19 protein-coding genes are annotated in these 19,323 nt (G+C 70.8%); 11 read left to right on the top strand and 8 right to left on the bottom strand.

Annotation, left to right across the window (positions count from 1 at the left end; all coding sequences use genetic code 11):
- Positions 1–67: 67 nt before the first annotated feature.
- Both KUTG_RS33515 and KUTG_RS33520 read right to left on the bottom strand, forming a co-directional pair.
- On the bottom strand, positions 68–1,018 hold the full coding sequence (locus KUTG_RS33515; RefSeq protein WP_043722540.1) for a zinc-binding dehydrogenase: 951 nt from the start codon (positions 1,016–1,018) through the stop codon (positions 68–70).
- Between the two features lie 41 nt (positions 1,019–1,059).
- A complete protein-coding gene (locus tag KUTG_RS33520; protein WP_043731505.1) occupies positions 1,060–2,175 on the bottom strand; it encodes an SDR family oxidoreductase in 1,116 nt (371 codons plus the stop codon).
- A gap of 440 nt (positions 2,176–2,615) precedes the next feature.
- On the opposite strand from KUTG_RS33520, the gene KUTG_RS33525 reads away from it, so the two are divergent.
- Positions 2,616–3,023, top strand: a complete 408-nt coding sequence (locus tag KUTG_RS33525) for a hypothetical protein (RefSeq protein WP_198047388.1) — start codon at positions 2,616–2,618, stop codon at positions 3,021–3,023.
- A gap of 283 nt (positions 3,024–3,306) precedes the next feature.
- Here the strand turns inward: KUTG_RS33525 and KUTG_RS33530 are convergent, their stop codons facing one another.
- Positions 3,307–4,440, bottom strand: coding sequence for a hypothetical protein (locus tag KUTG_RS33530; protein ID WP_043722546.1), 1,134 nt, complete (start codon positions 4,438–4,440; stop codon positions 3,307–3,309).
- 61 nt (positions 4,441–4,501) lie between these two features.
- Between KUTG_RS33530 and KUTG_RS33535 the strand changes: the two genes are divergently transcribed.
- Positions 4,502–4,870 (top strand): DUF5313 family protein, encoded by a 369-nt coding sequence (locus KUTG_RS33535; RefSeq protein WP_043722549.1) that lies wholly within the window; start codon positions 4,502–4,504, stop codon positions 4,868–4,870.
- A gap of 7 nt (positions 4,871–4,877) precedes the next feature.
- Here the strand turns inward: KUTG_RS33535 and KUTG_RS33540 are convergent, their stop codons facing one another.
- The 3 genes from KUTG_RS33540 to KUTG_RS33550 all read right to left on the bottom strand — a co-directional run bounded on the left by KUTG_RS33540 (position 4,878) and on the right by KUTG_RS33550 (position 7,760).
- On the bottom strand, positions 4,878–5,270 hold the full coding sequence (locus KUTG_RS33540) for a rhodanese-like domain-containing protein (RefSeq protein WP_043722552.1): 393 nt from the start codon (positions 5,268–5,270) through the stop codon (positions 4,878–4,880).
- Positions 5,267–5,767: a cysteine dioxygenase gene (locus KUTG_RS33545; protein ID WP_043722554.1), complete on the bottom strand. Its 501-nt coding sequence runs from the start codon at positions 5,765–5,767 to the stop codon at positions 5,267–5,269. The genes KUTG_RS33540 and KUTG_RS33545 overlap by 4 nt, the downstream gene beginning before the upstream one ends.
- 370 nt (positions 5,768–6,137) lie before the next feature.
- The gene (locus tag KUTG_RS33550) at positions 6,138–7,760 is read right to left on the bottom strand and encodes a hypothetical protein (protein WP_043722557.1); all 1,623 of its coding nucleotides are present in this window, start codon (positions 7,758–7,760) and stop codon (positions 6,138–6,140) included.
- Positions 7,761–7,875: 115 nt separating this feature from the next.
- Between KUTG_RS33550 and KUTG_RS33555 the strand changes: the two genes are divergently transcribed.
- The 3 genes from KUTG_RS33555 to KUTG_RS33565 all read left to right on the top strand — a co-directional run bounded on the left by KUTG_RS33555 (position 7,876) and on the right by KUTG_RS33565 (position 10,700).
- Positions 7,876–8,403, top strand: a complete 528-nt coding sequence (locus tag KUTG_RS33555) for an RNA polymerase sigma factor (protein ID WP_043722559.1) — start codon at positions 7,876–7,878, stop codon at positions 8,401–8,403.
- A complete protein-coding gene (locus tag KUTG_RS33560) occupies positions 8,400–9,200 on the top strand; it encodes a VOC family protein (RefSeq protein ID WP_052395700.1) in 801 nt (266 codons plus the stop codon). Before KUTG_RS33555 ends, KUTG_RS33560 begins: the two co-directional genes overlap by 4 nt.
- Before the next feature lie 573 nt (positions 9,201–9,773).
- A complete protein-coding gene (locus tag KUTG_RS33565; RefSeq protein WP_043722561.1) occupies positions 9,774–10,700 on the top strand; it encodes a phosphotransferase in 927 nt (308 codons plus the stop codon).
- Positions 10,701–10,749: 49 nt separating this feature from the next.
- Here the strand turns inward: KUTG_RS33565 and glgX are convergent, their stop codons facing one another.
- A complete protein-coding gene (gene glgX, locus KUTG_RS33570; RefSeq protein ID WP_043722564.1) occupies positions 10,750–12,849 on the bottom strand; it encodes a glycogen debranching protein GlgX in 2,100 nt (699 codons plus the stop codon).
- 95 nt (positions 12,850–12,944) lie between these two features.
- On the opposite strand from glgX, the gene KUTG_RS33575 reads away from it, so the two are divergent.
- The 5 genes from KUTG_RS33575 to KUTG_RS33595 all read left to right on the top strand — a co-directional run bounded on the left by KUTG_RS33575 (position 12,945) and on the right by KUTG_RS33595 (position 17,501).
- On the top strand, positions 12,945–13,760 hold the full coding sequence (locus KUTG_RS33575; RefSeq protein ID WP_043722566.1) for an ABC transporter ATP-binding protein: 816 nt from the start codon (positions 12,945–12,947) through the stop codon (positions 13,758–13,760).
- A gap of 111 nt (positions 13,761–13,871) precedes the next feature.
- Positions 13,872–14,651, top strand: coding sequence for an enoyl-CoA hydratase/isomerase family protein (locus tag KUTG_RS33580; RefSeq protein ID WP_043722568.1), 780 nt, complete (start codon positions 13,872–13,874; stop codon positions 14,649–14,651).
- The gene (locus tag KUTG_RS33585; protein ID WP_369794544.1) at positions 14,641–15,612 is read left to right on the top strand and encodes a class I SAM-dependent methyltransferase; all 972 of its coding nucleotides are present in this window, start codon (positions 14,641–14,643) and stop codon (positions 15,610–15,612) included. The genes KUTG_RS33580 and KUTG_RS33585 overlap by 11 nt, the downstream gene beginning before the upstream one ends.
- Entirely contained in the window at positions 15,602–16,774 is a 1,173-nt protein-coding gene (locus tag KUTG_RS33590; protein ID WP_043722572.1) for a THUMP-like domain-containing protein, read from the top strand. Before KUTG_RS33585 ends, KUTG_RS33590 begins: the two co-directional genes overlap by 11 nt.
- A gap of 61 nt (positions 16,775–16,835) precedes the next feature.
- On the top strand, positions 16,836–17,501 hold the full coding sequence (locus KUTG_RS33595; protein ID WP_043731509.1) for a DUF4232 domain-containing protein: 666 nt from the start codon (positions 16,836–16,838) through the stop codon (positions 17,499–17,501).
- A 118-nt stretch (positions 17,502–17,619) separates the two neighbouring features.
- Here the strand turns inward: KUTG_RS33595 and KUTG_RS33600 are convergent, their stop codons facing one another.
- Positions 17,620–18,564 carry a nucleoside hydrolase gene (locus KUTG_RS33600; RefSeq protein WP_043722575.1) on the bottom strand — a complete coding sequence of 315 codons (945 nt, stop codon included), beginning with the start codon at positions 18,562–18,564 and terminating at the stop codon, positions 17,620–17,622.
- A 12-nt stretch (positions 18,565–18,576) separates the two neighbouring features.
- Here KUTG_RS33600 and KUTG_RS33605 point away from each other — a divergent pair.
- A partial coding sequence (locus KUTG_RS33605) for an acyltransferase (protein ID WP_063753595.1) occupies positions 18,577–19,323 on the top strand: 747 nt, incomplete at its 3' end.

Genomic DNA, 19,323 nt, shown 5'->3' on the forward strand with positions numbered 1-19,323 from the left:
CATGCGCTTCCTATGTGGCGCTAGATGCCACATGGGAAGCGCATGTGGCAAAATGGTGTGTCGGAGGTCAGGGCAGCAGTAGGGTCTTGCCGACGAAGCGGCGGGCCTCGATGTCGGCGTGGGCGGCAGCGGCCTCCGCCAGCGGATACGTCTGGCCGATGACGGGGGTCAGGCGGCCCTCGGCGACCTCTGCCAGCACGTGCTCGACGCGGCGTGGGGCGTCGGCCCAGAAGGTGGGCAGCTGCGACATGTCCGAGACAGTCAGGCGCTGGCGGTCGGCCGCGCCGACGTGGGTCTCCGCGCCGCTGGCCATGCCGTAGCCGGAGAAGCGGCCTCCGTCGCCGAGCAGGGCCAACGCCGCCGCGCCTGTCTCGCCGCCGACGCCGTCGAACACGACGTCCGGGCGGCCATTGCGAGTAGCCCAGGACGGGGCGGAGTAGTCCACGGCCTCGGCCCCCAGTTCCTTGGCCAGGGCCATCTTCTGCTCGCCGCGCACCGCCGCGACGGCTATCGCGCCTGCGGCGATCACCAGCTGCACCAGCAGGCTCCCCAGGCCGCCCACCCCGGGCGCGACCAGCACGCGGTCGCCGGGCCGGACCGGCGTCCTCTCCAGCAGGGCCAACGCCGTGCTGCCGTCGTCCAGCACGGCCAAGGCGTCACCAAGGTCCACGCTGGCCGGCACGAGGAACGAAGCCTCCGGCGTGGAGATCACGATGTCGGCGTACCCGCCGCCGTAACCGCCCAACGGCCTCGTGACGACGCGAGCGCCCAGCCACCCGACATCCACGCCGGACCCGACCGCGGTGACCGTGCCGGCGACCCCGCCGCCCGGCACGTACGGCGGCGTCACCCCGAACCCCGCGGGAGCCAGACCGCGTCGGATCTGGGCATCCAGCCAGCCCACGCCGACCCGCCCCACCGCAACGCGGAACTGCCCCTCGGCCGGCTCCGGCGTCGGAAGCTCCGCCAGCGCCAACACTTCCGGACCGCCGAACCGGCTCGCCATGATCGCTCGCACGACGCCAGTCTCCGGCCTCCACCTAACTGGAGGTCAAGCGATCAGGCCGACAGGGTGTACTGCTCGCTGCCGAAGCTGCGCATGAGGTAGTCGCGGTCGACCGGCGGGGTGAAGTCGCCGGTCAGGCCCAGGCGGCGCAGGCCGAGGTCGTCGAAGCGGCGGCGGTAGGACATGAACGGCATGAAGGTGCCCATGGTCTGGTAGACCATGGTCTCCCACGGCGTCGGCTGCTGCGGTGCGCTGGGCACGAACCGCCAGGTGATCGGCAGGACGTCCTCGAACAGCTCCTCGAACACCTCGGCGATCAGGGAAACCTGGACGTCACGGGGATGCACGATGTGGTAAGTGTCCACTCGGGACTCCGGCGGCCGGCCGGCCACCTCCACCATCAGCCGCGCGGCCTCGTCCACCGGCAGCATGTTGATCAACGCCTTCGGGTCGCCGGGGATGCGCACGACCAGCCGCTCGCGGGTCTCGCCGGTCATGGCCAGCGTGTTGACCAGCTTGCGGGTCAGCTGCAGCCCCGTGAGCAACGGATGCGTCGGCAGGTGGGGATGCGGCCGCGCGTCGGTGACGAGCACGGACGGCCGGTGCACGACGGCGGGACGGCCGGTGCGCGCGGACCACTCCCGCACGGCGACCTCGGCCAGGAACTTCGACTCCTCGTAGCGCGTGGTGAAGCCGTACGAGTCGTCCAGATCGGGCTCGTAGATCCGGCCCACCGGCCGCCGACCGGCCACGCCGATCGTGCTGACGTGATGCAGCATCGGCTTGCGGGCGCCGGCGTCGGCCAGCTCGATGATCCGGCGCGTGCCGACCGTGTTGGTCAGGTGCAGCCGCTGGGGATCGGAGTTGAGGTCGATCGAGGCCGCCACGTGCCAGATCTCGTCCAGCTCGTCGGCCAGGTTCTGGAAGCGCTGCCGGGTCAGCCCCAGCATCGGCCGCTCCAGTTCGACGACCACCGTGCGCAGGCGCGCGGCGATCCCGGCGATCGCCTCCTCCGGCCGTCCGCTGGCGCGCAGATAGCGCACGATTCGCTCGCGGGCCGGAATGCCGCCGGGCCGGCTCAGCAGGATCACCGAGTCGTGCCGTTCCGCGAGGATCTCCAGCAGCCGGGTGCCCAGCAGCCCGGTCGCACCGGTAATGGCGATCGGCATGGTCGAGCGCTCCTTACTCACGAGGCCCCCTGCGTGGAATATAGATCCGCTCGGCGATCATCACCGGCTGATCTCGCTCGTATTGGTGAATCACCGCCTCTCGGTCGGCGTCTCGGTGTGACCTGGCCTTACTGTGTCCACAGGGCCCGCTGCTGATGCGCCACCCGGATACGGTCGGATCCGGCTGCACGGTTTTCGTGTTCAACCAGCCGTCGCGGGGAATTCGATGCGTGAATTCTCTTCGCGTTCTCCTGGTTGGAAGAAAGCAGGAGAGGACGTCATTCATGCTCAGGAAACTGCTGGTCGTCGTGCCGGCACTGGCAATGGTCGCGGCCACCGTCGGCTCCGCGTCCGCGAGCCCCGCGCCGGCGGCCCCCGGGGCCGCGCCACGGGCCGCGTGCACCGCGGACACCCCCGAAGTCAAGGCCCTGACGAGCTCCATGGCCGACTTCATCGTCGCGATCTCCGCGACGCCGCCCGACACCGCCAAGCTGCAGGCCGTCACCGGCGATCTGATCAATGAGGTGGTCGCCCTGCAAAAGGCCGGCTGCCTGCCGGCCGCCGAGGCGCCAGCGCGTCTCCAGGACCCGCAGGCCTGCCTGACCGACCTGCAGAACGCGGGCGCCGCGCTGTTCTCGATGCTTGCCGCCGCGCTGAAGGTGCCGCCGGACCCGACCGCGATCACCACCGCGACCACCGCGATCGGCGCCGCCATCACCAAGTTCAACAACGACAACTGCCTGCCGATCAAGCTGCCGGTGCCCGGTGCGCCGCCGCTGCCCGGCGGCGGTGGTGTGCCGGCCCCGCCCGGCGGCCTGCCCGCGCCGCCGACCATCCCCGGTACCTGATCGACGCCACTTCATTGGTCACAATGGGTGCGGACTTGGATGTCCAAACCCACCCATTCATAAGAGCGGTACCGCATGTATTGACCTGAATATCCGTCCACCAATGAGTTGGCACGCGTTACGCCTAGTTAAGCTAGCTACCAGGGTCGCAGTTAGTCGGAGACGGACTCTGGGTCTCATGCGATGAAATCTTGAAGGCCGCGCGCAAGGACCTTTGAGAATGGTCGATAGCGAACGCTACCCCATACTGCCTCTGCAGCGAAGTGAGCCACTCACGTGCGTGTCAGGACACGTTGAGCCGGTCGCGGATGCGGGCCACCCGGGGCCACCAGGGCGCGATTCGTTCCGCCTCACCCAGCGTCAGCCGGGCCGTGGCGTTGTCCCCGGCGGCCATCTGGGCCCGGGCCAGCGTGGCCAGGTCGTCGGCCCGGCCCAACGCGTCATTGCCGAGCTCGATGGCGGCACTGGCCAGCGCGATCGCCTTGGACACGTTGCCGCGCAACACTTCCACCAGCGCCTTGGCCCCGTTCAGCTTGTACGCCGGATAGGCCAGCTGCTCGGCGTCGGTGATCGCCCGCTCGGCCCAGCCCAGGCCCAGTTCCAGCTCCAGCTGACCGGCTTCGACCGCCGCCGCGGCCAGCCCCGCCAGGCCGGCGGTGATCAGGGCGAAGTCCCGCTGCGGCAGATCGGGCTCGGCGAGCATGCCCAGCACCAGCTGCAACGCCTCCGCGTACTGGCCGTGCGCCTCCAGCACCACGACCCGGGCCATTGACAGCGACTGCCCCTCGGGCTGAAGCCGGGCCAGCGCGTCGCAGGCTGCCTTGGCCTGGGGAAGATCCCCCGACTGCACGGCTTTCGTCACGGCCGCGACAAGCGGGGCGGCATCGATCTCCGCCGCCTCGCGCGCGTCGAGACGCAGGTAGTGCAGCAGGACCCAGCCGGTCGAGGTTGCCGCCGGGTCGCGTCGTGGCAGCAGGGCGAGGACGACGGCCGCGGCGCTGCCGACGGCCGCGCCGAGCCAGAACGGCCCGGACTCGACGGCGATCAGCGTCGCCGTCACGGCCACGCCGAAGATCGCCGACACCAGGTAGGTGCCCCAGATCCGGGGCCGCACCGGGGCCTTGCCCGGACCGATGGTCACCGACAGCATGATCGGCACGGCCCGTAACGTGATCGTTCGGCCGGGTGACGCCCAATCGCGTAACCGCGGGCCGATCCCGATGACAACGCGAGGCATCCTCGGGCCCAGCGTCAGCCCGCCGAGCAGCACGCCCAGCTGGAGCACCGCGAGGCCGATCAGGGCGCCCACCAGCAGGCCGGGCAGCGCCACCAGGATCGCCGCCGGGGCACGCTCCAGCGCGGCGACGACGAGCACGGAGGCGACGGCCAGTGCCGTCCCGGGACGTACGCGGGGCACGAAACCTACAGACGCTACCCCTTGCCGCGTGGTTCCGTACGAACGCGCCTAAGGTTCACGTATGGCGGTGAAGCGGCCGAACCCGGCGTTGTGGCTCTGGTACTCGCTCGGCGGCCGGCTGCCGCAGTCCTACCGTGAGTGGGTCCTGCGCGATGTGGTCAGCAGGACCTGGCTGCTCCGGCACCTGCTGCGCACGTTCCTGCGGCTGCTGATCCCGCTGGGCATCCTGTACATCGTGTTGTCCCAGTTCGGCGGGCCGCTCTACATCATCCTGATGGCCCTTGGCCTCGGCCTCATCGTCGGCCTGTACTACTCGCTCAGCTACGCCTCCGAGGCCAACGACGCCCGGCTGCGCAAGTACGGCTACCCGTCGGCCTACGGCAGCACCATCCGGGACAACCGGTTCTCGGAGGAGGACCGGCCGCAGTAGTCCGGTTCTACGGCACAGCTGGACGTCCGCCGGCCACCACGGGCAGGCCGGCCTCGGCCCAGCCTCGGAAGCCGCCGACCAGGTCGGTCGCCGTCGTCAGGCCCAGCCGTCGCAGGTCCCGGGCGGCCAGGCTGGAGGCGTAGCCCTCGTTGCAGAGCACGATCACCGCCGTGGCGTCGTCGACCTCCGGCAGGCGGTTCGGGCTGGCCGGGTCCAGGCGCCACTCCAGGTGGATCCGCTCCACCGGCACCGAGCCCGGGATCTCGCCCTCCTCGGCCCGGTTGGCGATCGGCCGGATGTCCACCAGCAGGGCGCCCTCGTCCTGCAGCCGCTTGGCCTCGGCCGGGTCCACCCGGTCCAGCTCGGCGCGGGCCTGGTCGAGGTACTCGTCGACCGTCACTTCACGTCCTCCAGGCTGGCGTACTCGCGGGTCGGCAGCAGCGGCGGCGAGTAGGCGTGCACACTCGCGGCCGGCGCCACCTCGAGATTACGCACCTGGTGGGCGCGGCCGCCGCTGAAGCCCACGGCCTCGCCCAGCTCGCGCCGCATCGTGCGGATCGGGCCGCCCGGGTAGCGGTAGTCCTCGTTCAGCCGCCCCTTGAGCACCGTGAACGAGCCGGCCGCGCCGCCGTGGTCGTGCGGCTGCGTGCCCTGTCCTGGCAGCCAGGACAGCAGCCACACCTCCACCCCGCCGGTCAGCGCCAGCCGCGCCCACCAGCGCTTCGGCTCCTCGAACCGCAGCACGCCCAGCAGCGGCGTGGTCAGCTCGGTGGCGATGGTGCTGGTCAGGTCGCGTAGCTGCGACGGCGTCCACAGCGGACGCGCCGGCTGGATCAGGTCACGCAGCAGCGGCAGGTCGAGGGCGGGGTGGACGTCGAGATCGATGGCGAGAGTCACGGGTTTGGCTCCTGCGGGTCGCGGCACGGGACGAAGGTGCGGACGCGACGGGCCGGCTTACGCAGTGCAGGTGATCAGCGGCCGCGTCGCGTGCGGGTACACCCGCAGGAGGCGACGCGAACGAGGTCGACAACGAGGTCGCACCAGGTCGTCCTTGGCCGGATCATGACCCGATGTTCGCACGCCTCACACTGGCCTGGCGACCGCTTCCACCTGCTGAAATCATGTCGGACACCGACAAATCCCCGCGAGTCGCGCTCTCGGGCAGGGTGAGTTGCGGTTTCGGGCAGTTCTGAGACCCGAGGCGCGGTTCTGCCCGAAACCGTGTTTCGGTGTGCCGGAGAGCGTGACTCGCGGGGGTTCGGGGTGGCTAGCCTCGGGTGTGCCAGCCGCGGTGGCGCTCGGCCAGCTTCTGGGCGTGCGCCGCCACCGTCTCGTCGCCGTAGTGCTCGGCGATCACCAGCAGCACCTCGCACGTCCGCGGCTGGTCCGACCGCCACACCAGGTTCAGGAACTCGATCGTCTGCGCCGTGTCCCCGTGCTCGGCCACCGCGTCCAGCATCCGCGCCACGTTGCCGGCGTCCAACAGTCCCGTCAGCTCGGCCACGTGGGCGTCGGCGATACGCACCGCCGGCACGTCCCCGCCGTCCAAAGCCTTGTGCCGCAACAGCCACAGCAGCGCCGGGCCGTCATGCGGACCGCCGAGCAGCAGCCGCACCGGCGGCACCGTGCGCTTCTCGCCGAACACGTCCCCGCACGCCTGGATCGCCGTCATCACCTCGGCCGTCGGCCGGTCCGGCGTCGCGACCCGGCTGATCAGCTCACGCGCGTTGTGCCGGTCCGTCTGCTCCATGCTCCACTCGCGCACGTCGTCGGCCCACTCGTCACCGGCCGCCGGGATCGCGTCGATCAGCTCGTTCACCGTGGACCACAGGGCGTGCGGCAGCACCCGCACCGGCAGCCCGTTCTCTTCGGCCACGTCCACCAGGATCGGCATCCCGCACGCGGTCAGCCGCGCCTCGCGGCCCAGCGCGAACATCAGGCCGCAGTCCATCAGGAAGTCCACGACCTCGCCCGGCACCGGCACCTCGCGCAGGTCCAGCGACCGGCGTGCGACCGCCGCCTTCACCAGCTCGATGCTCAGCTGCACCAGGCTGCGCCCCGGCAGCTTCGGATGCGCCGCGAACACCTTGCGGATCAGGTTCACCGAATGCTTCTCGACCTTGCGCCACGCCGCCACCTGGACCAGGCGGCCCTTCAACCGCCGCACCGCACCCGCCGCCAGCGCCCACGCCAGCACGCGGGGCAGCTCGGCCGGATCGACGCCCAGCGTGAGGGCGATCTCGTCCGGCAAGGCTTTGTCGACCAGCTCCAGGCCGTCCTCGCCGCACGCCTGGCGCAGCTGCGCGAACCACACGAACACCGACGCCCGCTCCGCCGCGAACCACTGCTCACGCTCGTTCGGCAGCCGCAGCGGGCCTACCGCCCGCTCGTCGATGCCGTCCAGCGCCTTGGCCACCTCGTCCACGGGCATCGTGCGCACCCGGGACACCAGCTCCGCGAACGTCAGCGCCTGGTCGCCCCGCACGTGCTGGAACAGCGCCTTGGCCCGCACGTCGTAGGAGACGCGGTGCTCCGCCGCCTCCCACACCTCCTCGCAGCGGTCGCCCATCTCGTCCGGCAGGTCGCTGTCCGTGGACAACATGCCGTAGCGGGCCAGGAACTCCAGCAGCGGATGCAGCGTGAGCGACCCGTTCGCGCACACCGTCTCCGGCAGGCCCAGCCGGTCCGGCAGGTACTCCAGCAGGAACCGGTCGATGTCGCGGACCGTCCAGCGGAAGTAGCCGTTGGTCGGGCCGAGACTGCTCCAGTCCAGTGCCATGATGGCGTCCTGGACGTGCTCGACCGGCGTGTGCCGGTGCTCGGCCCACTCCAGGAACTGCGCGACCAGGTGGTCGCGAAGCTCGGGGTCGGTGCCCCACGGCTGCTGCATGCCGTCATCGTGTCAGAGGTGACCAGGCCTGTGCGCTGCCCGTGCTCGAACGGTCGCTCCCCGTGAAGAGTGGTTTTTCCCGTCGGAGTTCGCCGACCCGGAACGATGTGTAGGCATGAACCAACCGTCCGGGGTGCGGCCGGACCCGGGGCTCACCCTGCTCGACCTGTACGAACGAGCGCTGCCCCAGGTCTACGGCTACCTGCTGGCCCGGTGCGGGCAGCGGCCGGTCGCCGAGGACCTGACCACCGAGGTGTTCCTCGCCGCCATGGACTCCTGCCGTCGCGGCAACGTCTCCGAGGTCAGCACTAGTTGGCTCATCGGAGTCGCCCGGCACAAACTCGTCGACCACTGGCGCCGCCTCGAACGTGAGCGGCGGGGACTTCGTGTCCTCGGCGGCCTCGCCGCCGGGTGCGAGGACCCGTGGGATGAGCGGCTCGATGCCTTGGTGGCACGGGACGTTCTCGCCGAACTGTCCGCGCAGCACCGCTCCGTGCTCACCCTTCGCTACCTCGACGGCCTGCCCGTGCCCGAGGTGGCCCGGTGCCTCGACCGGACCGTGCACGCCACCGAGGCGCTGCTCGTCCGGGCCCGCGGCGCCTTCCGTGTCCGATACCAGGGCCGAGAGGAGGGCACCCGATGACCGATCCGTTCGAGGACCTGCTCGAGCCCGTCGTGCCGGTCGATCCCGATCCCCGCTTCGCTCGTCGGCTTCGTGCCCTGCTCGACGCCGCCTTCCTGTCTGGAGGAGCCATGCCCGTCACCGCCGTCCAGGGCGATGTCGTCTACGCGTCCGTCTGGTCGCCCGACGCCGCCCGTGCCGCCGCCTTCTACTCGTCCGTGCTCGGCTGGCGCATCTCCGCCGACGGCCGCGCCGTCCAGGGCCTCGGCCAGCACCTCGGCCTGTGGTCCACTCCTTCGCACCGGACCACCTTCCTCAGCCACGCCGTCGCCGACATCTCCGCCGCCGTCGACCGCGTCCGGGCCGCCGGCGGCACCGCCGCGGACGCCGTCCAGGAGCCCTACGGCCTCAGCGCTGAGTGCGTCGACAACCAGGGCCTGCCCTTCGCCCTGCACCAGTCCTCGCCCGGCGCCGCCCAGGAGACCTTCGCCCAGGGCGAGATCGTCTACCTGACCATGTTCGTGCCGTCCTCGCAGGCCGCCCGCGACTTCTACGGCTCCGTCTTCGGCTGGACCTTCACCCCCGGCCAGATCGACGACGGCTGGCAGGTCCAGGGGCCGCACACCATGTTCGGCCTGCACGGCGGGCACCCGTCGTCCGCCGTCCTGCCCATGTACTCCGTCTCCGACGTCCACGCCGCCGTCGCCCGCGTCCGCTCCGCCGGCGGCACCGCCACCGACCCCGTCCAGATGCCCTACGGCATCACCTCGGACTGCGTCGACGACCAGGGCCTGCGCTTCTACCTGGGCCAACTCTGACCCATCCACAGCCTGTGGGCAGCTCTCGGAGTTGTCCACAGGCCGTGGACGGCGGAGATCAACTTCGGGGTACCGCCGATAGGATGGAAGCGGGGGACGCCCCCAGGGTGGGCGGGAATTTGTCCTGGTGCCGTGGGGTGTCCTGGTGCCGTGGAGCGTCTGGGTGTCGTTGTCCTGACGCTGCTGTCCTAATGCCGCCGACCCGACGTCGTTGTCCTGACGCTGCTGTCCTAATGCCGCCGACCCGACGTCGCTGACCTGACGCCGCTGTCCTGATGTCGCTGTCCCGATGGGTGGCGTCTTGGGGCTGGCGTTTGAGGCCGCTGTCCCGATTCCGGCTTGAGCTCGCAGTCCCGATTCCGGCTTGAGGCCGCTGTCCCGATGCCGGTGCCTTGGCGCCGTAATGGTGGTTGGGGGCCTTGGGGGTAATGGGGGCCGCAGGGATGCCACTTCGCGGCGGGGTGGCACCCCGGGACGATGATCCCGCCACGGACCAGCCGGGCGTGCGGCGGAGAAGGGGCCGGGCGTGCTGCCTCGGCTCGGGACGCGGTCGGCGGATGTGAGGATGCCGGGATGTCACCCCGCGCGTCTGCCGTCGACCCGGCGAGGCTTGCCCAGTGGTGCCGGGAGCAGTTGGGCAGTCCGCCGGCGGAGGAGATCTTCAGATCCGGGCACCTCTCCGCGGTGATCGGGCTCCGGCTGGCCGACGACCGTGAGGTCGTGGTCAAGGTTCGCCCGGACTCGGCCCGGACGGCGGCCTGCGTCGAAGTGCAGCGGCGGCTGTTCGAAGCGGGTTACCCGTGCCCGCAGCCGCTTACCGGTGCCGTCCGGTTCGGCGAGGACATCGCCACGGCTGAGGCCCACGTCCCCGGCGGAACCCTGCTCCCGACGGTGGACGACCCGGCGCTGGCCTTCGCGGAAGCGTTCGCACTGCTGATCGGGCTCGCGCCGCGGCCGGCCGAGGTGTCCACGCTGGAGCCGGCGCCGTCGTGGGCGGCATGGCGGCACACGGAGGACGGACTGTGGCCGCGTCCGGAGGACTCCGATGTCGACCTCAATGCGGTGGCTGGTCCGGAGTGGATCGACGACGCCGGGCGCCGTGCCCGTGACCGGCTGCGGGCCGGCGACTCCGACGCCGTGATCGGCCACTGCGACTGGCTGGCCGGCAACCTGCGCTGGAGTGGGGACGCGCTGCTGGTGGTGCACGACTGGGACAGCATGACGGTGGACAGCGAGGCCGTCCTCGCCGGATTTGCCGCAGCGCTGTGTTCGACCGTCACCGCGGACGAACTGGCCGCCGTCGAGGACACCGAGCGGTTCCTCGTCGCGTACTGCCACGAGCGTGGCCGGGAGCTCAGCGCCGACGAAGTCGAAAGGGCGTGGGCGGCCGGCGTCTGGACCAGGGCTTACGACGCCAAGCATCAGCACGCGGTCGGTCGACCCGTCACCTCGCTGACCGAGAACGAGGCCCGTGAACGCCTCCGTCGCGCCGCTACGTGAGTGGCTCATTTCGCGCCTATGGCGAAATGAGCCACTCACGTAGCGAAAGCTACTTCGTGCTGCGAGGCACCCGAAGCAACAGCGTGGTGCGGCCGGGCAGCTGGATCTGGCTGCCGGAGGCCAAAGGTGTCTGATCGACGGGAGTGCCGTCCGGTGTCCCGCTGTCGAGCATGGGCTCGAAGGAGGGGCCGAATTCCACCCGGGGGAGCGTGAATTCGCAGGGGTCGCCGCCGGCGTGCAGGATGAAGAGCCAGGAATGGTCGGAGACGAGCTCGCCGGATTTGGTGCGGGACAGGCAGTTGGCTCCGTCGATCCACACGCCGAGGGTGCGGCGGTCGTCGTCGAACCAGTCGGTCTCGGCCATTTCGGTGCCGTCGGGGCGAACCCACACGAGGTCGGGCTCGCCGCTGGGGGTGATGCGGCCGTCGAAGAACTGGGGCTGCCGCAGGGCGGGGGACGCGGCGCGAAGGCTGACCAGGCGCTGCACGAAGGCCAAGAGCTCGCTGGCGGTGGAATCGAAGGCCCAGTCCACCCAGGACATCTCGTTGTCCTGGTTGTACGCGTTGTTGTTGCCGTCCTGGGTCCGCCACATCTCGTCGCCGGCGGTGATCATCGGAGTGCCCATCGACAACAGCAGACTGGACATCAGGTTGCGGGCCTGCCGAGCGCGCAGCGCCAGCACCTCGGGCTCGGTGGTCTCACCCTCGGCCCCGCAGTTCCAGGAGCGGTTGTCGTTGGTGCCGTCGCGGTTGTCCTCGCCGTTGGCCTCGTTGTGTTTGTCGTTGTACGAGACCATGTCGCGCAGGGTGAAACCGTCGTGCGCGGTGATGAAGTTGATCGACGACCAGGGGCGGCGGCCGTCGTCGGAGTAGAGGTCGCTGGAGCCGGTGAGGCGGTATGCCAGGTCCCGGACACCGACGGCGCCGCGCCAGAAGTCGCGGACGGTGTCGCGGTAGCGGCCGTTCCACTCGGCCCACTGCACGCCGAAGGCGCCGACGCGATAGCCGTCGCCGGTGGCGTCCCAGGGCTCGGCGATGAGCTTGCAGCTGGCCAGCAGCGGATCGCAGGCGATGGCGGTCAGTAGAGCGGCGTTGGGGTCGAAGGCGCCGGCCCCGGGACGGCCGAGAACGGAGGCGAGGTCGAAGCGGAAGCCGTCGACGCCCAGCTCGCCGGCCCAGTACCGGAGCGAATCGGTCACCAGGCGGACGACGGTCGGCGACCCGGCGTCCAGGGTGTTGCCGCAGCCGGTGATGTCCAACCCGCGGCCGCCCTCGCCGTGGGCGTAGTAGGCCGGGGCGTCCAGGCCGCGGAACGACAGCGTCGGACCCTCGAAGCCGGACTCGCAGGTGTGGTTGAACACCACGTCGACGATGACCTCGATGCCGGCGGCGTGCAGGGACGCCACCATGGTCCGGAACTCCTCGACCTCACGGCCGGGCTCGCTGGCGTAGCCGGCGTACGGGGCGAAGAACCCCAGCGGCGAATACCCCCAGTAGTTGTGGCGACCGGCTGTGATCAGCGACGGCTCGTCCACAAAGGTGTGCACGGGCATCAGCTCGACGGCGGTGACACCCAGCCGCACCAGGTGTTCCACCACGGACGGATGCGCAAGCCCCAGGTAGGTGCCGCGCAGGTGGGCGGGCACGTCCGGGTGTTGCGCGGTGTAACCACGCACGTGCAGCTCGTAGAAGACGGACTCCTCGAACGGCACATCGGGCTTCACGCCGGTCGCCGGCCCGCCGAGCGAGGTGACGACCGACAGCGGCACGCTGCCGAGCGAGTCCACGGTGGAGGCCGGCCCGGTCATGGCGTTGTCGACGTAGCCGAGCGTCGCCTCAAGACTGGTCAATTGCCCAGTGATGCGTTTCGCATAAGGGTCGACGAGGAGCTTCGCCGGATTGTGGCGAAGGCCACGTGTCGGGTCGTACGGCCCGTGCACGCGGTACCCGTACTGCTGCCCGGGCAGCACTCCGTGCACGACTCCGTGCCACACGCCGAAGGTGCGTTCGGTCAGCTCGACGCGCCGTTCCGACCCGTTGTCCAGTAAGCAGACCTCCACGGCCTCGGCCGTCGAGGAGGCCACGGCGAAACGCACACCGCCGCCCTCGGGGTGCGACCCGAGGGGGAAGGGACGTCCGGCCAACATCATCGGGTCCGGCGCAGGGTTGGCAACCACGTCGCGATCTTCCCCGACCCGGTGCCCCGGTGCCAGGCCACGTCCGGCGGGTTGTGAACAATGGGCTCGTGACCGAGCCGATCAGTCCGGATGTCGATCTCGTCGTGGCGATGGAGAAGGTCAGCGTGCGACGCGGCAGGACCACCCTGGTGCGCGCCATCGACTGGCGTGTCGAGCTGGACGAGCGGTGGGTGGTGCTCGGCCCGAACGGGGCGGGCAAGACCACCCTGCTGCGCCTGGCCGGCGCCGAGATGCACCCGACCACGGGGTCGGTGCACGTGCTCGGCGAGAAGCTGGGCCGCACCGACGTGTTCGAGCTGCGCCCCAGAATCGGCGTCTGCTCGTCCGCGCTGGCCGGCCGGGTGCCGCCCGAGGAGAAGGTGCTGGACGTGGTGGTCAGCGCCGGCTACGGCGTGATCGGGCGCTGGCGCGAGCAGTACGACACCATGGACACCGGCCGCGCCGAGGAGTTGCTGGCCGCCCTGGGCATCAAGCACCTGGCCGAGCGCATGTTCGGCACGCTGTCGGAGGGCGAGCGCAAGCGGGCGCTGATCTCCCGGGCGCTGATGACCGACCCGGAGATGCTGCTGCTGGACGAGCCGGCGGCGGGCCTGGACCTGGGTGGACGCGAGGACCTGGTGGCCCGGCTGTCGGAGTTCGCCTACGACCCGGACGCCCCGGCCATGGTGCTCGTCACACACCACGTGGAGGAGATCCCGCCGGGCTTCACGCACGCGATGCTGCTGCGTGAGGGCGGCGTGGTGGCGCAGGGCCTGATCGACGACGTGATCACGGCCGAGAACCTGTCGTCGACGTTCGGCCAGGACCTGGAGCTGGACAAGGCCGGCGACCGCTTCTTCGCCCGCCGCCGCACCAGCGCCTGATGCGGGGAAGGACGCCTTACCCGCGCTGAACGAGGGTAAGGCGTCCTTCCCTGCATAACGTCGCCTGCTACTGGGCGGTAGCCTGCCGGGCAGGATGTCTGAGGAGGACAGATGGCTGAGTTCGTCCGGCTAGAGGTGGACGGCGGGATCGGCACGATCCGCCTGGAGCGGCCGCCGATGAACGCGCTGAACATGCAGGTCCAGGAGGAGATCCGGGCCGCGTCGGCCGAGGCGACCCGCCGCGACGACGTGCGCGCGGTGATCGTCTACGGCGGGCAGAAGGTGTTCGCGGCCGGCGCGGACATCAAGGAGATGGCCACGCTGTCGTACGCCGAGATGGCGGCCCGGGCCCAGCAGCTGTCCTCCGCGGTCGGCGCGGTGGCCGAGATCCCCAAGCCGACGGTGGCCGCCGTCACCGGCTACGCGCTGGGCGGCGGCTTCGAGCTGGCCCTGTGCTGCGACCGCCGGATCGCCGGCGACAACGCCAAGGTGGGCCAGCCGGAGATCCTGCTCGGCATCATCCCGGGCATGGGCGGCACGCAGCGCCTGGCCCGGCTGATCGGCCCCAGCAAGGCCAAGGACCTGATCTACACCGGCCGTTTCGTGGCGGCCGACGAGGCGCTGGCACTGGGCATGGTGGACGAGGTCGTCGCCCCCGACGACGTGTACGAGGCGGCCCGGCGCTGGGCGTCGCAGTTCGCCGAGGGCCCGGCCCGTGCGCTGGCGGCGGCCAAGGCGGCCGTCGACGGCGGCCTCGACGGGGACCTGGCCAGCGGCCTGAAGCTGGAGAGCCACCTGTTCGCGGCGCTGTTCGCCACCGAGGACCAGCGCGCGGGCATGCAGTCGTTCATCGAGAACGGTCCGGGAAAGGCGAAGTTCAGTGGCAAGTGACGTGCAGGACCCGGCCCCCAACCCGCACGCCACCGAGGAGCAGGTCCAGGCCGCCTGGGACGACCCCAAGCTGGCCAACGTGCTCTACCACGACTGGGAGGCGGGCACCTACGACGAGAAGTGGTCCATCTCCTACGACGAGCGCTGCATCTCCTACGCCACCGGCCGGTTCCGGGCCGTGGCGGGCGATCGCGGCTGGCCCTACGGCCGGGCGCTGGAGCTGGGCAGCGGCACCGGGTTCTTCCTGCTGAACCTGATGCAGGGCGGGGTGGCGCAGAAGGGCTCGGTGACCGACCTGTCGCCGGGCATGGTGCAGGTGGCCCTGCGCAACGCCGAGAACCTGGGCCTCGACGTGGACGGCCGGGTGGCCGACGCCGAGCGCATCCCGTACGACGACAACACGTTCGACCTGGTCGTCGGGCACGCGGTGCTGCACCACATCCCGGACGTGCAGGCGGCGATGGCCGAGGTGCTGCGCGTGCTCAAGCCGGGCGGGCGCTTCGTGTTCGCCGGCGAGCCGACCAAGGTCGGCGACTTCTACGCCCGCAAGCTGGGCCAGCTCACCTGGTGGCTGACCACCAACATCACCAGGCTGGAGCCGCTGAACTCGTGGCGGCGGCCGCAGGAGGAGCTGGACGAGTCCTCCCGCGCGGCGGCGCTGGAGGCGGTCGTCGACATCCACACCTTCGACCCGGCCGAGCTGGAGCGCACCGCCCGGGCGGCCGGCGCCCGCAACGTCAAGGCGGTCACCGAGGAGCTGTCGGCGGCGCTGTTCGGTTGGCCGGTGCGCACCTTCGAGGCGGCGGTCCCGCGTGAGAAGCTGGGCTGGGGCTGGGCGATGTTCGCCTACAAGGGCTGGCAGCGGCTGTCCTGGCTGGACGAGAACCTGCTGTCCAAGGTGATGCCGCGCGAGCTGTTCTACAACGTGCTGGTGACCGGGACCAAGCCGGGTGGGGTATGAGTTCTCCGCCGCCGACGTCGCTTTCCTGACGTCGGCGGCGGGCCGGTCCGCGCTGGCCGAGGTCGGGGCGCTGCCACTGACCGCGGCCTCGCGGCTGGCCGATGTGGCGGCGGCGCGGCGGATCGTGCCGGAGTACGCCGCGGCCGTGCTGGAAACGGCCGTGCTGCGGCGAAAGGCCGTGGCCAAATTGTCCTCTTCGGACGATTGGCTGTTCACCGACGCCGCCCTCCAGCAGGCGACGCCGTCGCCGGTGGCGGTGCTCCGAGCCGAACGGCTGCGTGGCCGCGATGTGCACGATGTGACGTGCTCGATCGGCGCCGACCTGACCGTGATGGCTCGCGTGGCCAATCGCTGCGTCGGGTCCGATGTGGACGCTGTACGGCTGAAGATGGCCCGCCACAACGCATCCGTGGCCGGCGTCGATCCGCTGCTGATCCGCGCCGACGCGTTGAAACCGTCCACTAGGGACACTGTGGTTGTCGCCGACCCGGCGCGGCGGGACACGTCCGGGCAGCGAAAGTGGCGTGCCGCCGATCTTGTGCCGCCGCTGGACGACCTCGTCGACGTCTACCATGGCCGGGAACTGGCCGTGAAATGCTCACCCGGCATGGACTTCGCGATGGCGCCCTGGGCCGACGAGATCGAACTGGTATCCCTGGACGGCCAGGTGCGCGAGGCCTGCCTGTGGACGGGGTCGCTGGCCTCGGTGTCCAGGCGGGCAACGGTTCTGCGGTCGAACGGTCCGGAGTGGACGATCACCTCCGACGAGCCCGACGACTGCCCGGTCACGCCCGTCGGCGCCTGGATGGTCGACCCGGACGGCGCCGTGGTGCGGGCCGGCCTGGTCCGCCACTACGCTGCCCGGCACGGATTGGCGCAGGTGGACCCGCATATCGCCTACCTGACCGGGGACCGCCCGCCGCCCGGGATCAGGGCGTTCGAAGTGTTGGAACACGGCCACTACAGCGAGAAGGCGCTGCGCGCGGTGCTGCGACGCCACCGGATCGGGCGACTGGAGATCCTCGTCCGAGGCCTTAACGTTGACCCCAACACGCTGCGACCTCGGCTCAAGCTCTCCGGCGACGCCGAGGGCACCGTCGTGCTCACGAGGATCGGTCACACCCCGACCGCCGTGCTCTGTCAGGCACACGCAACCACCTGAGGTGTCACACGTCCTCTCACTGGGTACTCGAAACGCTGAGTACGACTGGAGGCGAATGTCCATGACCAGGTCAATCGGTATCGCGGCGGTCGCTGGCGTCATGGCGGTGGGCTTGCTCACCGCGGCCTGCGGCAGCCCGAGATCGAGCAACGCCTCGTCCGACACCTCGACCACCTCCGCCGCGGCCACGACCACCAGCACCACGGCCAGCTCCGCGCCGTCCGACGGCGCCAACTCGGCCTCCGGCGCCAGTGGCGACGGATCCGGCGGCGCGTCCGAGGCCAACGGCCAGTGCCTGACCGGGAACCTGAAGGTCACGGTCGGCGGCGGCGACGCGGGCGCGGGCCACTCGTTCATCCCGATCGTGTTCACCAACAGCGGCAAGGCGGCGTGCACCATCGCGGCGTACCCGGGAGTGTCCTTTGTGACCGGTGACGACGGCCGTCAGGTCGGCGACCCGGCCACCCGGGTCTCGGCCAGCGCGCCCGCGATCACCCTGCAGCCCGGTCAGGCCGCCTCGGCCGCGCTGAGCATCACCAACCCGGGCATGTACGACCCGGCGCAGTGCAAGCCGGTCGCCGTGCGTGGTCTGCGGGTCTACCCGCCGAACAACACCGCCGCCGCCTTCGTGCCGCTGTCCGGCGACGTGCAGGGCTGCTCCGCTCACGTGCCCAACCAGGAGCCGTTGAAGATCAAGCCGGTCGTTGCCGGCGCGAACGCCCAGTAACCGGGGCCGTTGTTGTCGTGGCGGCGGGACTGCTCGCGGTTCGCGGCAGTCCCCCGACCACGGCCGCGCGCCGGCTGACGTCGGCTGAGCGCCCGGTCAAGCGCCCGACTCTGATGCCCTACCTGCCCTGATCCGCGATCCGGCTCAGCACGAACTCCCCGAGCTGCGCCGTGTCGGCGTCGAGGGCGACGTCGACGAGGCGGCGGGAGGAGTGGGCGGTGGCGCGCTGGTCGATGATGGTGGCGCCGCGGGAGGGGCCGTGGGAGCAGTCGACCTCGACGGGGTAGGGCGTGGTGCGCAGGATGCCGGGGGAGATGGCCTCGGCCAGGGCGATGGCGTCGTGCAGGACCATGCCGTCGACGCCGAGGACGCGGCGGTAGATGGCGCGGTAGAAGGGCGTGAGGGCATTGAGGCCCTGGGCGACGCGGCCGCCGGCAGCGAGGCGGTCGAGCCAGACGGCGTCGACGGCGCAGCGGTGGGTGAGGTCGAGCGGCACGAGGACGGTGGGCACGTCCTCCTCGGCGAGGACGCGGTGCGCGGCCTCTGGATCGCTCCAGATGTTGAATTCGGCGGCGGCAGTGGTGTTGCCGCCCTTGGCGCCGCCGCCCATGGCGACAATGCGACCGATCTTCGGCTTCAGCTCGGGGTGCAGGGCCAGCAGCAGGGCGACGTTGGTCAGCGGCCCGATGGGGGCGATGGTGACGGGCTCGGTGGCCTGGCGCAGGAGGTCGGCCATGAGCTCGACGGCGTGCCGGCCGTCGACGTCGTGCGAGGCGGCGGGCAGGGTGTCGGCAGCGCCGGAAAGGCCGTCATCGCCGTGCACGGTGCTCGCACGGTGGATGGTGGGGTGTACGAGGGGGCGCTCGGCCCCGGCGGCCACGGGCACGTCTGAGCGGCCGCACAGCTCCAGCAGGCGCAGGGCGTTGGCGGTGGTGTGCGACAGCGCCACGTTGCCGAAGACGGTGGTCACCGCGAGCAGGTCGACCTCGGGGCTGCCGGCCGCCAGGGCGATGGCGAAGGCGTCGTCGATGCCTGGGTCGGTGTCGATGATCAGTGGCGTCATAAGGTGCAGCGTATGACGAGCATGTGGGGCGCATCGCTGGCTTCACGGCGTCGCGCCCGCCGCCGCGACCCCGAGCAGGCGCGTTTTCTCACCATGGCGTCGCTGCGATGGATGCTGCGCAACCGCGCCTACACGCCCTGGTACCTGGTGCGGTACTGGCGGCTGCTGCGGTTCCGCCTGGCCAATCCGCACGTGGTGCTGCGGGGCATGGTGTTCTTCGGCAAGAACGTCGAGCTGCACTGCCGGCCCGGCTACGGCCGCCTGGAGGTCGGCCGCTGGGTCCACATCGGCGACGGCAACTCGATCCGCTGCCACGAGGGCTCGCTGCGCATCGGCGACAAGGTGGTGTTCGGCAAGGACAACACCGTCAACTGCTACCTGGACGTCGAGATCGGCGCGGCGACCCTGGTCGCCGACTGGGTGTACGTCTGCGACTTCGACCACGTCGTCGCCGACATCACGCTGCCGATCAAGGACCAGGGCATCGTGAAGTCGCCGGTGCGGATCGGCCCCGACTGCTGGCTGGGCGTCAAGACGAGCGTGCTGCGCGGCACCCGCATCGGCCGCGGCTGCGTCCTCGGCGCCCATGCGGTGGCCCGCGGCGACATCGCCGACTACTCGATCGCGGTCGGCACACCGGCCCGCGTGGTCCGGGACCGCCGCGTCGACTACGACGCCGACGCCGAACGCCGCGCCGCCGTCGCCGACATGGCCCGCAAGGCCGACGAAGCGGTGAAACAAGCCCTCACCGACACCGCC

Origin of the sequence: Kutzneria sp. 744, from assembly GCF_000568255.1 — a bacterium.
Lineage (GTDB): Bacteria > Actinomycetota > Actinomycetes > Mycobacteriales > Pseudonocardiaceae > Kutzneria.

What these genes read in the sequence shown, in the direction of transcription:
- KUTG_RS33580 (WP_043722568.1), top strand. Translation starts at nt 13,872, where the DNA reads ATGGCTGAGTTCGTCCGGCTAGAGGTGGACGGCGGGATCGGCACGATC.
- KUTG_RS33525 (WP_198047388.1), top strand. Translation starts at nt 2,616, where the DNA reads ATGGCCGACTTCATCGTCGCGATCTCCGCGACGCCGCCCGACACCGCC.
- KUTG_RS33560 (WP_052395700.1), top strand. Translation starts at nt 8,400, where the DNA reads ATGACCGATCCGTTCGAGGACCTGCTCGAGCCCGTCGTGCCGGTCGAT.
- glgX (WP_043722564.1), bottom strand. Translation starts at nt 12,849, where the DNA reads ATGATGTTGGCCGGACGTCCCTTCCCCCTCGGGTCGCACCCCGAGGGC.
- KUTG_RS33600 (WP_043722575.1), bottom strand. Translation starts at nt 18,564, where the DNA reads ATGACGCCACTGATCATCGACACCGACCCAGGCATCGACGACGCCTTC.
- KUTG_RS33565 (WP_043722561.1), top strand. Translation starts at nt 9,774, where the DNA reads ATGTCACCCCGCGCGTCTGCCGTCGACCCGGCGAGGCTTGCCCAGTGG.
- KUTG_RS33555 (WP_043722559.1), top strand. Translation starts at nt 7,876, where the DNA reads ATGAACCAACCGTCCGGGGTGCGGCCGGACCCGGGGCTCACCCTGCTC.
- KUTG_RS33535 (WP_043722549.1), top strand. Translation starts at nt 4,502, where the DNA reads ATGGCGGTGAAGCGGCCGAACCCGGCGTTGTGGCTCTGGTACTCGCTC.
- KUTG_RS33520 (WP_043731505.1), bottom strand. Translation starts at nt 2,175, where the DNA reads ATGCCGATCGCCATTACCGGTGCGACCGGGCTGCTGGGCACCCGGCTG.
- KUTG_RS33595 (WP_043731509.1), top strand. Translation starts at nt 16,836, where the DNA reads ATGACCAGGTCAATCGGTATCGCGGCGGTCGCTGGCGTCATGGCGGTG.
- KUTG_RS33550 (WP_043722557.1), bottom strand. Translation starts at nt 7,760, where the DNA reads ATGCAGCAGCCGTGGGGCACCGACCCCGAGCTTCGCGACCACCTGGTC.